The 13951-nt window shown below is 64.7% G+C and carries 15 protein-coding genes; 13 read left to right on the plus strand and 2 right to left on the minus strand.

The window, feature by feature from the left end:
- The first annotated feature begins 34 nt into the window (after positions 1-34).
- The 6 genes from AC07VH_RS08755 to AC07VH_RS08780 all read left to right on the plus strand — a co-directional run bounded on the left by AC07VH_RS08755 (position 35) and on the right by AC07VH_RS08780 (position 7269).
- Positions 35-2956: a TonB-dependent receptor gene (locus AC07VH_RS08755; protein WP_494787242.1), complete on the plus strand. Its 2922-nt coding sequence runs from the start codon at positions 35-37 to the stop codon at positions 2954-2956.
- A 35-nt stretch (positions 2957-2991) separates the two neighbouring features.
- A complete protein-coding gene (locus AC07VH_RS08760; protein WP_475415333.1) occupies positions 2992-3609 on the plus strand; it encodes a biliverdin-producing heme oxygenase in 618 nt (205 codons plus the stop codon).
- Positions 3610-3620: 11 nt separating this feature from the next.
- Positions 3621-4754, plus strand: coding sequence for a TonB family protein (locus tag AC07VH_RS08765; RefSeq protein WP_494787243.1), 1134 nt, complete (start codon positions 3621-3623; stop codon positions 4752-4754).
- 185 nt (positions 4755-4939) lie between these two features.
- The gene (locus AC07VH_RS08770) at positions 4940-5749 is read left to right on the plus strand and encodes a methionine ABC transporter ATP-binding protein (protein ID WP_475415331.1); all 810 of its coding nucleotides are present in this window, start codon (positions 4940-4942) and stop codon (positions 5747-5749) included.
- The gene (locus AC07VH_RS08775) at positions 5742-6416 is read left to right on the plus strand and encodes a methionine ABC transporter permease (protein WP_475415330.1); all 675 of its coding nucleotides are present in this window, start codon (positions 5742-5744) and stop codon (positions 6414-6416) included. The genes AC07VH_RS08770 and AC07VH_RS08775 overlap by 8 nt, the downstream gene beginning before the upstream one ends.
- A gap of 25 nt (positions 6417-6441) precedes the next feature.
- Positions 6442-7269, plus strand: a complete 828-nt coding sequence (locus AC07VH_RS08780) for a MetQ/NlpA family ABC transporter substrate-binding protein (protein ID WP_494787244.1) — start codon at positions 6442-6444, stop codon at positions 7267-7269.
- Between the two features lie 78 nt (positions 7270-7347).
- Here the strand turns inward: AC07VH_RS08780 and AC07VH_RS08785 are convergent, their stop codons facing one another.
- Complete coding sequence (locus AC07VH_RS08785) at positions 7348-7965, minus strand: OmpW/AlkL family protein (protein ID WP_494787245.1); 618 nt, start codon at positions 7963-7965, stop codon at positions 7348-7350.
- A gap of 145 nt (positions 7966-8110) precedes the next feature.
- Positions 8111-9007 (minus strand): LysR family transcriptional regulator, encoded by an 897-nt coding sequence (locus tag AC07VH_RS08790; RefSeq protein WP_494787246.1) that lies wholly within the window; start codon positions 9005-9007, stop codon positions 8111-8113.
- Positions 9008-9245: 238 nt separating this feature from the next.
- Here AC07VH_RS08790 and fur point away from each other — a divergent pair, with 238 nt between their 5' ends.
- From fur to AC07VH_RS08825, 7 genes are all read left to right on the plus strand, one after another.
- A complete protein-coding gene (gene fur, locus AC07VH_RS08795; protein WP_475415326.1) occupies positions 9246-9683 on the plus strand; it encodes a ferric iron uptake transcriptional regulator in 438 nt (145 codons plus the stop codon).
- Positions 9684-9752: 69 nt separating this feature from the next.
- Positions 9753-10115: a MerR family transcriptional regulator gene (locus AC07VH_RS08800; protein ID WP_494787247.1), complete on the plus strand. Its 363-nt coding sequence runs from the start codon at positions 9753-9755 to the stop codon at positions 10113-10115.
- Between the two features lie 73 nt (positions 10116-10188).
- Entirely contained in the window at positions 10189-10779 is a 591-nt protein-coding gene (locus AC07VH_RS08805) for an NAD(P)H-dependent oxidoreductase (protein WP_494787248.1), read from the plus strand.
- Between the two features lie 172 nt (positions 10780-10951).
- The gene (locus tag AC07VH_RS08810; protein ID WP_494787249.1) at positions 10952-12157 is read left to right on the plus strand and encodes a SpoIIE family protein phosphatase; all 1206 of its coding nucleotides are present in this window, start codon (positions 10952-10954) and stop codon (positions 12155-12157) included.
- Positions 12158-12222: 65 nt separating this feature from the next.
- Positions 12223-12780 carry a SiaB family protein kinase gene (locus AC07VH_RS08815; protein ID WP_070222302.1) on the plus strand — a complete coding sequence of 186 codons (558 nt, stop codon included), beginning with the start codon at positions 12223-12225 and terminating at the stop codon, positions 12778-12780.
- 22 nt (positions 12781-12802) lie between these two features.
- Entirely contained in the window at positions 12803-13201 is a 399-nt protein-coding gene (locus AC07VH_RS08820) for a DUF1987 domain-containing protein (RefSeq protein WP_475415322.1), read from the plus strand.
- Between the two features lie 3 nt (positions 13202-13204).
- On the plus strand, positions 13205-13945 hold the full coding sequence (locus tag AC07VH_RS08825) for a GGDEF domain-containing protein (RefSeq protein ID WP_494787250.1): 741 nt from the start codon (positions 13205-13207) through the stop codon (positions 13943-13945).
- Positions 13946-13951: the final 6 nt, after the last annotated feature.

Here is a 13951-nt window from a genome sequence, read left to right on the forward strand (position 1 = left end):
TATGAAGGATCACCAACATCACCATAGGAAAAACATGCATTTGACTCCACCACGCCACCCCTTGCCCGCCCGCCTGTCTCCCCTCTTACTGGCCATCGGCCTGGCCTTCGGCACGCCCGCCGTGCATGCCGCCGCCGCGCCGGTGGCGCAGGTGGAATGGCACATCCCCGCGCAGCCTCTGAACCGCGCGCTGAACGAGCTGGCGCGCCAGGCCGGCATGGTGCTGCTGGCCGACGCGCGCCTGACGCAGGGACGGCAAAGCGCGCCGCTGCAAGGCCGGCATTCGCTGCCCGAGGCGCTGCGCCAGCTGCTGGCCGGCAGCGGCCTGCAGGCGCAGCTGCAAGGCGGTACGACCATCATCATCAGCGCGCCGGCGCCTGTCTCTGCCGGCGCGGTGCAGATCGGCACCCTGCGCGTGAATGGCCAGGGCGGCAGCGGCACGTTCGAGGCGGACGACACGGATCCGGCTGACCTGCCCTACGTCACGTCCGCATCGTCCGCCTACATCGGGCGCGAGCAGATCGAACGCTTCCGCGGCACGTCGCCGGCCGATATCTTCAAGGGCGTGGCCGGTGTGCAGGTGGGCGACAGCCGCAACAGCGGCGCCGTCGACGTCAACGTGCGCGGCATGCAGGGCCAGGGCCGCGTGCCCGTGCTGATCGACGGCAGCCTGCAGTCGTCCACCGTCTACCGCGGATACGCGGGCATCGCCGACCGCAGCTACATCGACCCTGACCTGATCAGCGCCATCCGCATCGACAAGGGCCCGAACCTGTCGGCGCAAGGCGCGGGCGCCATCGGCGGCATGGTCAGCATGCAGACCCTGCGCCCCGAAGACATCCTGCGACCGGGCCAGCGCACGGGCGTGCGCCTGCGCGGCGGCATGCAGGACAACAGCGTCTCGGCGCCCGCCGATTTCGGCAGCGCGCCGCGCACGCACCGCAACAAGCTGGGCGACCCGCGCAGCGGCTTTGGCAGCATCGCCGTGGCCACGCGCCAGGATGACTACGACCTGGTGGCCGCCATCAGCCACCGCAGCATCGGCAATTATTTTTCCGGCACGCGCGGCTTCGGGCGCTATCAGATGCTCAACGAATGGGGCGACGACAATGGCGTGACGCAGTTCTTCAAGAAGGGCGACGAAGTGCTGAACACGGCCAACCGCACCACCTCGGCCCTGTTGAAGGCCAACCTGCGCCTGCCGCACGAACAGAAGCTGGAGCTGGGTTACCGCTATTTCGACAGCAGTTATGGCGAAATCATGCCGTCGCAGATCTACCGCAACAGCACCGGCAGCATCCCGCAGTGGGACCCCAGCCAGGTGCGCACCAACGCCCTGACGGCGCGCTACGAGTGGAAGCCGGAAGGCCAGCAGCTGATCGACCTGAAGGCCAACCTGTGGCTGACGGACATGCAGAGCAAGTCGCGCAACGGCGACATCTTCAGCAATCCGCTGGAAGGCAAGCCCAATCCGGGCGGCCATGAATGCAAGGAATGCGTGGAAGTGCTGTACCTGGCGAAGAACCAGGCGCGCCGCGTCGGCGCGGACCTGACGAACAGCTCGCGCTTCGCCACCGGCATGGGCGCGCTGAAGCTGGACTATGGCCTGTCGCTGCAGAACGAGGATATCGGCCCGGCCGACAGCGTGCGCATCCTCGACGAAGACCTGAACGCCAACCACACGCTGCGCAACGGCAAGCGCCACGAGCAGAGCGCATTCGCCTCGCTGCAGTGGCAGGCGCGCGACTGGCTGAGTGTCGAGGCGGGCGGGCGCTTCCAGCGCTTCGAGTCACGCGACCGCAACCGCCGCGCCGAACAGCAATACCAGCCGCAAGGCTGGCAATGGGTCACCATGTGGGACAAGGACGGCGATCAGCTCGGCGCAGCGAAGTGGTACCAGGATGCGCAGGGCCGGTTTACGCCCGCCACCAATCCCGCGCTGGTGGGCGGCATGGTGGAAAAATACGGCGCCGAGCCGGCGCCGCTGGACGTCTCGCAGGTCGCCGACTGGAGCGGCAGTGATTATGTCTTCCGCGACGCCATCCCCGGCCTGTTCAGCTACAGCAAGCCGATCCGCCGCAAGGACCACGGTTTTGCGCCCACGTTTGCGCTGACGGCGCGCCTGTCCGACAGCGTCAGCCTGTTCCTGCGCGACGCGCGCGGCCTGCGCATGCCCAGCCTGTATGAGTCGACAATGGGATTCTCGGCCACGTATTCGTCGCCCTTGAATGCCGAGCGCAGCCACAACCGCGAGATCGGCGTGAGCCTGGTCAAGGATGGCGTATGGAGCGCCGCCGACAAGCTGCGCCTGCGCGTGGCGTACTTCGACAACGTCACCCACGGCTACATCACGCGCCGTCCGCTTCCCGACTTGCCGGCCTACGCGCAGAATTTCTCGATGGCGAATACGGACAAGTACAGCGTCTCGGGCATCGAGCTGCAGTCGTCATATGACCGGGGTAGCGTGTTTGCCGACTTTTCCGGCACCTGGAACCGCAAGACCCTGATCTGCGACGCGGCCACGGCGGCCTATTTGCGCAAGGCCAGCGAGTGGGAATCGGATATCTGGAACACGCCCGACTGCTCGCCCATCGGCTTTTCCAGTTCCTACGTGAGCAACCATATCCAGCCCAAACTGAGCGCCAACCTGACCCTGGGCACGCGCTGGCTGCAGGAAAAACTCACCGTCGGCACGCGCCTGACGCACGTCGGCCATCCGCTGGCGCGCCAGGACGACAAGGCCGTGTGGCAGTCGTGGACGGGCACCTCGCCGCAGGTGCTGACGCAGGCCTACACCCTGGCCGACCTGTTCGCCAGCTACAAGATCACGCCCAACGCCACCGTCGACGTAGCGCTGGACAACCTGACGGACCGTTACTACCTCGATCCGCTGACCCTGAGCCTGATGCCGGGACCGGGCCGCACGGCGCGCGTCACGCTTGGCCTTCGTTTCTGATTTGATTCATCCTTATAATAGAGAGCAGATATTCCATGCATGCAAGCGACACCACCAGCACCTTGAACGCCGTTCCGACCAACGCGGCCCCGACCCGCAGCCAGCGCCTGAAAGCCGACACCATGGCCACCCACGAATTGCTGGACCAGCGCATCATGGCCAGCGCGCCGTTTTCCAGCCGCGACAATTACGCGCGCTTCCTGCAGGCGCAGTACGCGTTCCTGCGCGACGTCGACGCGCTGTACGACAACGCGCAACTGGCCGCCCTGCTGCCGGATCTGGAACAGCGCCGCCGCTACGCCAGCATCGCGGCCGATCTGCGCGACCTGGGCACCGCCCTGCCAGCCGATGCGGCCACGCCGCCGTTCGACGCGCAGCTGGACCTGGCCACGGCGCTGGGCTGGCTGTACGTGAGCGAAGGCTCGAAGCTGGGCGCGGCCATCCTGTATAAACTGGCCGGCAAGATCGGCCTCGATGAACACCACGGCGCGCGCCACCTTGCGGGCCACCCGGACGGGCGCGCGCGCCACTGGCGCGAGTTTACGTCCGTGCTCGATACGGCCGCCCTTGATGACGCCGGCGAAGCGCGCGTGATCGAGGGCGCGCGCGCCGCCTTTTTGCGCATGTACGGCCACGTGGAGGCCTGCGCCTGATGGAGGAACCAGTGACCCGAGCAAACGCGGAAGCGCACACGGCACGGCTGCGCCGCTGGGCCTGGACGGTGGCCGGCATGCTGATGGTGGCGCTGGGCGTGATCGGCGCCCTGCTCCCCGTCATGCCGACGACGATCTTCCTGATCCTGGCGCTGGCCTGCTTCAGCCGCGCCTCGCCGCGCCTGGAACACTGGCTGCTGCACCACCCGCGCTTTGGCGCGCCGCTGCGCCAGTGGCGCGAACACCGCGCCGTGTCGCGGCGCGGCAAGATCCTCGCTTGCCTGGGCATGGCCATCGGTTTTGTCGCCATGTGCCTCGGCCATCCGCCCTGGTGGGTCATCGTCCTCGTGGCAACGATGGAAATCGCCGTCATCCTCTATCTGCTGCGTCGCCCGGAGGGTCCGGCGCCGGCGCCAGAAAAGACGCCGCCGCCGGAGTGGCACAAGCCGCTGACCATCGCCACGGTCTTCGCCGTGCATGGCGCCCTGCTGGGATGGGCCGTGCACCACCGGGCGCCAGCGGCGCCCGTACTGGCCATCGCGCCCGACTCCGCACAGCCGGCCATGCTGCTGTTCCTGCCGGCCGCCGCCCCGCCCCGCCCTTTGGAGCAGAATCTTGCTGAACAGGTCAGCGCGGCCGCCGCGCCATCGCAAGCCCTTGCCAAAAAGGCAGTGCCGGCCATCCCGCAGTTCGTGCTGCCGCAGCCCGATGCCGCGCCCATGCCCCAGCAAGCCGAGAGCATCGCGGCCGTTGCCGAGGTGCGCCATGCCGCCGTCACGCCGGCACCGGTAGCCACGGCGTCTGTCGCGGCGGCACCGCCCTCGCCTGCTCTGCCGCCCGCGCCACAGGAGCTGCGCAGCGGCGTATCGAGCTGGGAAGGCAAGGTTTTGGCGCGCATGGAGCGCTTCCGCCGCTACCCGACGGCGTCGCGCGCGAAGCAGGAACAGGGCGTGGTGTATCTGCGCTGCCGCATCGACCGCGATGGCCAGGTGCTGGCGGCCGCCATCGAGCGCAGTTCCGGTTCCGCGGCGCTGGATCAGGCCGCGCTCGACACTTTGCAACGGGCGGCGCCACTGCCGCGCATTCCCAAGGAACGGCCGGACCCGCTGGAATTATCGATTCCCGTCGAATTTTCCATCGGCTGAACACGAAAAAACCGCGTTTACTCTCGCCAAACACCCATATAGACATTATTTGCATATTCAAAGCAAGATTCTGTCGTAGGAGTAATAACACGATCGGAGGTATACTACGCAACCGACGTAACAGGCTGGGCGATTTGGCCCCTGCAAGCAAGCCTGTCACGGTCCAATAAAAAAGGAAACACTGCATGACCACACCACACCGTACGCCGGTGATTCGCATCGATGGCGCGAACAAGACCTTCGCGCTGCCCAAGGGCGAACAATTCCACGCGGTCAAATCGGTCACGCTGGAAGTCTATCCCGGTGATATTTTCGGCCTGATCGGCAAGAGCGGCGCCGGCAAATCGACCCTGCTGCGCCTGATTAACCTGCTCGAACGTCCCGACAGCGGCACCATTACCGTGGCCGGGCGCGAACTGACGCGCCTGGGCAAGAGCGCATTGCGCGACGCGCGCCAGAACATCGGCATGATTTTCCAGCAGTTCAACCTGCTGCAAAACGCCAGCGTCTTCGACAACGTCGCCTTCCCCCTGAAAATCCACGGCACGGCCAAGGGCGAGCAGATCGCCGCCCGCGTCGAGGAATGCCTGGCGCTCGTCGGCCTGTCCGACAAGCTGCACAGCTATCCGGCGCAACTGTCCGGCGGGCAGAAACAGCGCGTGGCGATCGCCCGCGCCCTGGCCAGCCACCCCGACGTGCTGCTGTGCGACGAGCCGACCTCCGCGCTGGACGCGGAAACGACGCGCGCCCTGCTCGACACCCTGCGCGACATCAATGCGCGCCTGGGCGTGACCATCGTCATCGTCAGCCATGAGCTGTCGGTGCTGGGCGCCATCTGCAACCGCGTGGCCGTCGTGGAAAACGGCGCCATCGCCGAACAATTCGATCTGAGCGACACGGCCACCCCGCGCAAGACGGCGCTGGGACGCGAGCTGGCTTATTACGGCACCGAGGCGTTTGAAGCCACCGCATGGAAGGATGCAACACATGTTTGAAGAATCGATCAATAACGTCGTCAACCTGCTGCCGGAAATCTGGGTGGCGCTGGGCCAGACCATGACCATGCTGGGCATCGGCTTGACCGCCGCCATCCTGATCGGCGGCCCGCTGGGCATCCTGCTGTTCCTCGTCTCGGAAGGCCAGTCGCTGGAAAACCGCCCCCTGTCGACCATCCTGGGCTGGCTGGTGAATACCGTGCGCAGCTTCCCCTTCATCATCCTGCTGGTCGCCCTGACGCCGTTTACGCGCATCATCGCGGGCACCTCGATCGGCCCGCTGGCAGCTGCCGTGCCGCTGTCGTTCGCCGCCATTCCCTACCTGGCGCGCCTGGTGGAACAGAACCTGCGCGAAGTGCCGCGCGGCGTGATCGAGGCGGCGCACGCCATGGGCGCGTCGGAGCTGCAGATCATCTTCCGCGTGCTGCTGGTCGAAGCGCGTTCCGGCCTCGTGCTGGCACTGACCGTGCTGTCGATCAGCTTCCTGTCGTATTCGGCCGTGGCCGGCGTGGTGGGCGGCGGCGGCATCGGCGACCTGGCCATCCGCTACGGCTACTACCGCTTCGAGACGGACATCATGGTCGCTACAGTCGCCATCCTGATCGTGCTGGTGCAAACCATCCAGTTCGCCGGCACGCGCATCGCCAAGCGCCTCGACAAACGTTAATTCAAATTCAGAAACAAGGACCTGCATGAACCACATTCGCCGCACCCTGCTGCTGGCCGCCGCCAGCCTGACCCTCGCCACCGCCGCCCACGCCAAGGACCCGAAGGAAATCGTCATCGGCACCAGCTCCGGCCCCTACTCGGACCAGCTGAAGCTGGGCATCAAGCCCATCCTGGAAAAACAGGGCTACAAGGTCAAGATCGTCGAATTCAACGACTACGTGCAGCCGAACTACGCGCTGGCCGAAGGCTCGCTGGACGCCAACGTGTTCCAGCACATCGTGTATCTGACCAAGTTCGCCACCGATAACAAGCTGCCACTGAGTTCATTGATCACCGTGCCGACCATGCCGATCGGCCTGTACGGCGGCAAGCAAAAGACGCTGGCCGAAGTCAGGAACGGCGCCACCATCACCATGCCGAACGACCCGACCAACCAGGCGCGCGCGCTGGTGATGCTGGCCAAGATGGGCTGGATCAAGCTGAAACCGAACGTCGACCCGCTGCGCGCGTCCGAGCGCGACGTACTGGAGAACCCGAAGAAGCTGAAACTGGTGCCGCTGGAAGCGGCGCAGTTGCCACGCTCGCTGGCGGACGCCGACTACGCTTTCGTCAACGGCAACTTCGCCCTGGCCGCCGGCATGAAGCTGACGTCGGCCCTCTCCGTGGAAAAGATCTCGGACAGCTACATCAACCTGGTCGCCATCCGCACGGCCGACAAGGCCAAGCCCTGGGTCAAGGACCTGGAAGCGGCCTACCGCTCGCGCGCCTTCCTCGACGCCACCAACAAATACCTGGCCGGCTACGAAAAGACGGACTACCAGCTGGCGCTGGAAAAGACGCTGAAAAAATAAACGGCGTGCACCAAACGTAAAAAGGACGGCCAAGGCCGTCCTTTTTTATTGTCCGCGCCTTGCGGGCGCCATCACTATTTAGAAGCGGTAACCGACGCCGACACCGATCAGCAATGGATCGACCTTGACTTCGCTGGCCTTGGCGCCACCGATGAACACATCGCTGCGAATCTGCACTTTCTTGATGTCGAAGTTCAAGGACCAGTTTTTGTCCAGCTTGTAGTCGACACCGGCTTGCAGCGAGTAGCCCCAGCTGTCATGCTCGAGGCGGCCGGCGCCGTTCAGCAATTTCACGTCCGAGATATTCGTGTAGTTGATACCGGCACCCACGTAAGGGCTGAACTGTTTTTCAGGCATGAAGTGGTATTGCAGCGACAGGGTCGGCGGCAGGTGCTTGAAGGTACCGATATTGTTGCCGTCGAGCTTGACGTCATGCTTTTGCGGGTAAGTCAGGATCAGCTCGGCAGCGATATTCGGGGTGAAGAAGTACGAAATATCGATTTCAGGAATCGTCTTGCTGCTGACCGTCAAACGGTCGGATGCGCCGACGCCACCAACAGGAGCAGATTTATCGGCCGGATCGATGTGCACGGCGCGCGCACGGACCAGCCATGGGCCTTCCTGTGCCATTGCGTTGCCGGCGAATGCGCCGATGGCGGCCAAAACGATTGCTGCTGCAGTTGCGGACTTTTTCATTTTATTTTCCTCTGTCGTTAAGTAACGCTGCGAAGTCTAAGAGTGCAGTGCAACAAAAACTTTGATCCACATCAAATAGTGCTAGATGGCATCAACAGAGGGATTTTTTCCTTTGCCCAGGTCAAGAAAATGCGGCATTGCAAAATCAGGCCGCCTCGGCGAACAGGCTGGCGACCCAGTCTGCAAACACGCGCACGCGCGGCGACAATTGCCGGTGGTGGGGATACAGCACGGACACGGGCAGCGGGTCGGGACGCCAGTCCCGCAGCACTTCCACCAGCTCGCCAGACGCCAGCGCCCGCTCCAGGTGATAACGGGGCGCCTGGATCAAGCCCATGCCCGCGCGGCAGCAGGCGTGATACGCGTCCGCGTTATTGACGGACACGCTGCCCGGCAAGGCCACGCTGTGCCGCTGCCCATCCGCCTTGAAATCGAAGGGCCAGACCTTGCCCGTCTGGGCGGAAAAGAAATTGACGGCGCGGTGGCCCGCCAGCTGCGCCAGGTTTTCCGGCGTGCCGTGTGCGGCCAGGTAGGCGGGGCTGGCGCACGTCACCTGCTCCAGCAGCGCCACCCTGCGCGCCACCATCGACGAATCGCTCAACTCCCCCACGCGCAGCACGCAATCGACGCCTTCGCGCACCAGGTCGACGAGGCGGTCGCCCATGCCGATTTCCAGTTCGATCAAGGGATAGCGGGCGCAGAACCGGTCCAGCACGGGCATGACGAAGTGCATGGCCAGGGTCGCGTGCAGGTCGATGCGCAGCTTGCCGGCCGGCTGCCGCGCCGCCGAGGAAAACACGGCTTCCGTTTCTTCCAGGTCCGCCAGCAGGCGCGCGCAGCGCTGGTAATACGCCTCGCCATCGGGCGTGGGCGTCACTTGCCGCGTGGTCCGCTGCAGCAGGCGCACGCGCAGCCGCGCTTCAAGCTGCTTGATCGCATGCGTGACGGTGGCCTTCGGATAGCCAAGGTCATGCGCCGCCTGCGTGAAACTGCGCAGTTCGACGATGCGGGTAAAGATGCGCATCGCATCGAATCGGTCCATGGCCCCTCCATTGTTATTGTCTGCTGCACAGTGTAGCGATCCGGGTGCCATTTTTCCATTCTTAACTATCGCGCTGGCAAACTTGTCCGCAACGCAAGCACTACTTGCACCGATGTCACTGGATTGCCGCCTGCCCATGCAGCATACTATTTTCAATGCGCACATGAGAATGGTAATGATTATCATTTGCGATATAATGGCTTACCTCGCTCAGCGATTACAAAAAGGAATGGGAGACATGGATATATTGAGGGAACTGCGTGAATCGGGCTTGAAAGTGACCATCCCCCGCTTGCGGATTCTGCAGCTGTTCCAGGAAGGCACGATCAAGCACCTGAGTGCGGACGATGTCTACAAACTCTTGCTGGCCGAAAAGATCGACGTGGGCCTGGCCACCATCTACCGCGTGCTGATGCAGTTTGCCGAAGCGGGCATTTTGTTTCGCCGGCACTTCGAATCGGGCCACGCCGTCTTCGAACTGAACGAAGGCCAGCACCACGACCACCTGGTCTGCACGGGTTGCGGCAAGGTCGATGAATTCGTCGACGAAGGCATCGAACTGCGCCAGAACGAGATCGCCGCCGAGCGGGGCTTCGTGCTGCACGAGCACGCGCTGTCGCTGTACGGCACCTGCGCCGAGTGCACGGCGAAGAAAATCCCGCCGCGCCGGGTCTGACGATGCCTGGGCCGCCTGGGCGCCACTGCCTTGCGGTAAGATTCGCTCACGCTCGAGAAAGGATCACCCATGTACATCGGAGAAATCGCCCGCCTGGCGGGCACCTCGCCCAAAGCCTTGCGCCACTATGAGGCGCTGGGCTTGCTGGGCGACGTGCGCCGTTCCGGCGCCTATCGCGTGTATACGCAGCAAGACCTGGCGCAAGTCAAGCTGATACGCCAGGCGCAGGTCCTGGGCTTCCGCCTGGCCGAACTGCTGCCAGTCCTGGCCGGCGATGACACGGACTGGGCCGCCCTGTCGCGGCACATCGACGCCAAGCGCGCGCAGGTGCGGCAGGATATCGCCCGCCTGCGCCAGCTCGACGCGCACTTGGCCGACATCGACACGGAAATCCGCGACTGCCTGGCGCGCCAGCAATTGCAGGCAGCCTGACACTGCGCGCTTGACTCTGCCACTAGGGGCAGGCTTTAGCATGCAAGCTCTTCTTTAACGGACAGCCTGCATCATGACCAAGACGACACCCAAGCGCATATTGATTCTCCTCGGCCACCCGTCCAGCGACAGTTTCTGCGCCGCCCTGGCCGAGGCCTACGCCGCCACGGCCCGCGGCGCAGGCCACAGCGTGCGCGAACTGCGCCTGGGACAGCTGGACTTCGACCAGAACCTGCATGAAGGCTACCGCCAGGTGCAGCCGCTGGAGCCGGACTTGCTGGCCGCGCAGGAAGCCATCAGCTGGGCCGAACACCTGGTGTTTGCCTACCCGATCTGGTGGGGCGGCGCGCCGGCCCTGCTGAAGGGCTTTGTCGACCGCGTCTTCCTGCCCGGCTTTGCCTTCAAATACCGCCCGGGCAAGGCGTTTCCAGCCCAGCTGCTGCTGGGACGCACGGCCCAGCTGCTGGTGACGATGGACACGCCGCCCTGGTATTTCCGCTGGGTCTACCGCATGCCCGGCATCCACCAGCTGCGCAAGACGACGCTGGAGTTCTGCGGCGTCAAGCCCGTCAAGGTGGCCAGTTTCGGCCCCATGATCAATTCCACCGAAGCGCAGCGCCAACGCTGGCTGGCGCAGGCGCAGGCGCTGGCCCGGGGCCTGTAAGTTGCTTGCCCTACAGCCATCTTGCATACGGTTTTGACAAGTCGGTAATCAAGACGTCACATTCGACGGCTACCATGATGATATTGCCTGTTTGTCAGTCGCCTTGCCCGCGTGACAACAAGGGTCCGATCGTCATGTAAAGGTAGCCGCTGTGGAGTTCAACGCTTCTCGATTGCATCTTCCCCGTTATCGCACGTCCGTGGCGCTTGACCTGTGCATTCCCACGGAATCCGTGCAGGCCGACGCCAGCAACTTCGCCGTGCTGGAACTGTTCACGGAGCGGCGTGACATGATGAGCCTGCCCGTCACGGAACAGCAGAAGCCCATCGGCTTAATCAGTCGCAACATCTTCATGTCGCAGATGTCCAAGCCCTTTTATCACGAGGTGTACGGCAAGAAGAGCTGCATCGCCTTCATGGACAAGGAACCGCTGATCGTCGATGGCGCCATGAGCATCGAGGACCTCACCTTCCGCGCCGTGGAAGCGGGAGAGAAGGCGCTGGCCGACGGCTTCATCATCACCGAGGATGGCGCGCTGGCCGGCGTGGGCTTCGGCCTGCAGCTGATGAACGTGGTGGCCACCATGCAGGCGGAAAAGAACCGGCAGATCATGCACAGCATCGATTACGCCAGCGTGATCCAGCGCGCCCTGCTGCGCACCTCCGATGCGGAACTACGCGCCGCCCTGCCCGACGCGCACCTGGAATGGCAGCCGCGCGACGTGGTCGGCGGCGACTTCTACTTTTTCGAACGCCACGAAGGGGGCTGGTTCGCCGCCATCGCCGACTGCACGGGCCACGGCGTGCCGGGCGCCTTCATGACCCTGATCGCCTCGTCGGCCCTGAGCCAGGCCCTGCGCGAACGGGGGCCGCGCGATCCGGCCGCCCTGATCGGCGCCGTCAGCCGCGCCATCAAGACCCTGCTGGGCCAGGACGGCGCCGACAGCGGCCACGCCGGCTCGAACGACGGCATGGATTGCGCCTTTTTGTGCTACGACGAGGCCAGCGCCAGCCTGCGTTTCGCGGGGGCGAAACTGGCGCTCTACGTGGTGGCCCCCGGCGAAGAAACCGTGCGCGCCATCGACGGCGCGCGCATGGGCGTGGGCTACGTCGACACGCCGGCCGGCTACTGCTGGCACAACGAGACGCCCGACATTCCCGCCGGCAGCCTGCTGTTCCTCACCACCGACGGCTTGCTCGACCAGATCGGCGGCGCGCGCGACATCGCCTACGGCAAGCGGCGCATGCGCGAGCAGCTGCTGGCGCGGCGCGACGCGCCGGCCGGCGAGGTGGCGGCGGCGCTGCTGCAGGACAGCGCCGCGTGGCAGGGAAAACAGCCGCGCCGCGACGACCTGACCTTTTTCTGTTTCCGCCTGTAGTTTGGGCGCCATCGAGCCACCTTATCAACAAGAAACCGGGTCACCGGCTAGCCAGGAGCACGCACGTGCTGTACGAAGAATTCAACGAGTTTTGGGATGTGGCGCGCAAGCGCAACATCATCTTTTTTTACGTGGGCTATTTCTCGCAGCACGTGGTCAGCGCCATTTCCGAAACCATCAAGGCGCGCCTCGATACGGCCGGCGCGGCCGGGCCCACGCGGCGGCGCATCTTTTCCTCGTTCATCGAGATGTCGCAAAACATCATGCATTATTCGGCCGACAGCCTGACGCCCGACGCGCAGCTGGACCAGCAGATGCGGCGCGGCTCATTCTGCATCGGCACGCGCGGCGACAGCTTTTTCCTGCTGTGCGCCAACCCCGTCTCGACGGACAACGTGGCGCAGATCCGCGCCCGCCTGGAGCCGCTGCACACGATGACGATGGAAGAAATCCGCCTCGCCTACAAGAAGGCCCTGCGCGAGGAAGCGCCGTCCGACAGCAAGGGCGCGGGCCTGGGTTTTCTGACCATGGCGCGCGACGCCAGCGAGCCGCTGGAATTCGAATTCGTCCAGGACCCACAGGAGCCTGGCCACACCATCTTCTGCATCAAAGCCATCATTTGAAAGAGCCGACTCAGGAAAGCATATGCAATTACCGTCACCACTGTTCATCGCCGCGACCCCGAGTTCGCCCGAAATCGACTTCCGTTTCGAGCAGCACACCCTGTCGATCAAGGGCGAGTCGTATCCGGAAAACGCGGCCGCCTTCTATGGCCCGCTGATCGCCGCCGTGCGCGCCTACCTGGAAGACTGCCGCGCAGCAGCCATCACCGTCAACGTCTCGCTGGCCTACTTCAACAGCTCCAGCACGAAGATGCTGTTTACCCTGTTCGACACTCTGAACCAGGCGGCCGTGGACGGCAACCAGGTGCGCCTGAACTGGTATCACGACGAGGACGACGACACCATCCTGGAATTCGGCCAGGAGCTGCAGCAGGACTTTACGGCGCTGGACTTCCACGACCATCCCGTGCAGGGCAGCTAGGGCATGCGCGCCGCCATCTCCGAGGCCGGACCGGAACCCGACCTGTTCACCGTGGAAGCGGCGGCGCTGGCTGCCGCGCGCCGCATGCACGCCGACCTTCACGCCAGCGGCGAGGCGCAGCGCCGCGTGCTCGGTGAACTGATCGTTCACTACGAGCGGCTGATGCGCGAGACGCGCCGGCTGATCGGCCGCAGCGACCGCGCCGAGCGCGACATGCATCTGCTGAACCGCCAGTTGCAGACCCTGGCCGGCCAGCTCGAATACCGCGCCACGCACGACCCGCTGACGGGCGCCCTGAACCGCGGCGCCGTGATCGACCATGCGTCGCGCTGCCTGGCGCAGGGCGACATGGCGCTGATCGTGCTCGATATCGACCTGTTCAAGCAAGTCAACGACGACTTCGGTCACCCGGCCGGCGACGGCGTGATCCAGGCCGTGGTCGACTGTCTAAAAGGGTTGTTGGGACAGGAAACGGCCATCGGCCGGGTCGGCGGGGAAGAGTTTTCCGTGGTCTGGCCCACCTCTTCGCGCGACGAGGCGGCGCAAGTGGCGCAGCGCATCTGCGAGACGGTCGGCCGCCAGCGCCATGCGGCGCCCATCACGCGCGCCATCACCATCAGCGTGGGCCTGAGCTGGAACCGCGCCGGCACGCCGTTCGACAAGGCCTACAGCCATGCGGACCAGGCCCTGTACCAGGCCAAGCGCGAAGGACGCAACTGCGTGCGCCAGTGGCTGGAAAGCTGAAGCGGC

This window comes from Janthinobacterium sp. GW821-FHT03C10 (assembly GCF_059420865.1).

Coding starts and splice junctions, on each gene's coding strand:
- AC07VH_RS08785 (WP_494787245.1), bottom strand. CDS start 7,965: ATGAAAAAGTCCGCAACTGCAGCAGCAATCGTTTTGGCCGCCATCGGC.
- AC07VH_RS08820 (WP_475415322.1), top strand. CDS start 12,803: ATGCAATTACCGTCACCACTGTTCATCGCCGCGACCCCGAGTTCGCCC.
- AC07VH_RS08805 (WP_494787248.1), top strand. CDS start 10,189: ATGACCAAGACGACACCCAAGCGCATATTGATTCTCCTCGGCCACCCG.
- AC07VH_RS08790 (WP_494787246.1), bottom strand. CDS start 9,007: ATGGACCGATTCGATGCGATGCGCATCTTTACCCGCATCGTCGAACTG.
- AC07VH_RS08825 (WP_494787250.1), top strand. CDS start 13,205: ATGCGCGCCGCCATCTCCGAGGCCGGACCGGAACCCGACCTGTTCACC.
- AC07VH_RS08780 (WP_494787244.1), top strand. CDS start 6,442: ATGAACCACATTCGCCGCACCCTGCTGCTGGCCGCCGCCAGCCTGACC.
- AC07VH_RS08800 (WP_494787247.1), top strand. CDS start 9,753: ATGTACATCGGAGAAATCGCCCGCCTGGCGGGCACCTCGCCCAAAGCC.
- AC07VH_RS08755 (WP_494787242.1), top strand. CDS start 35: ATGCATTTGACTCCACCACGCCACCCCTTGCCCGCCCGCCTGTCTCCC.
- fur (WP_475415326.1), top strand. CDS start 9,246: ATGGATATATTGAGGGAACTGCGTGAATCGGGCTTGAAAGTGACCATC.
- AC07VH_RS08770 (WP_475415331.1), top strand. CDS start 4,940: ATGACCACACCACACCGTACGCCGGTGATTCGCATCGATGGCGCGAAC.
- AC07VH_RS08760 (WP_475415333.1), top strand. CDS start 2,992: ATGCATGCAAGCGACACCACCAGCACCTTGAACGCCGTTCCGACCAAC.
- AC07VH_RS08775 (WP_475415330.1), top strand. CDS start 5,742: ATGTTTGAAGAATCGATCAATAACGTCGTCAACCTGCTGCCGGAAATC.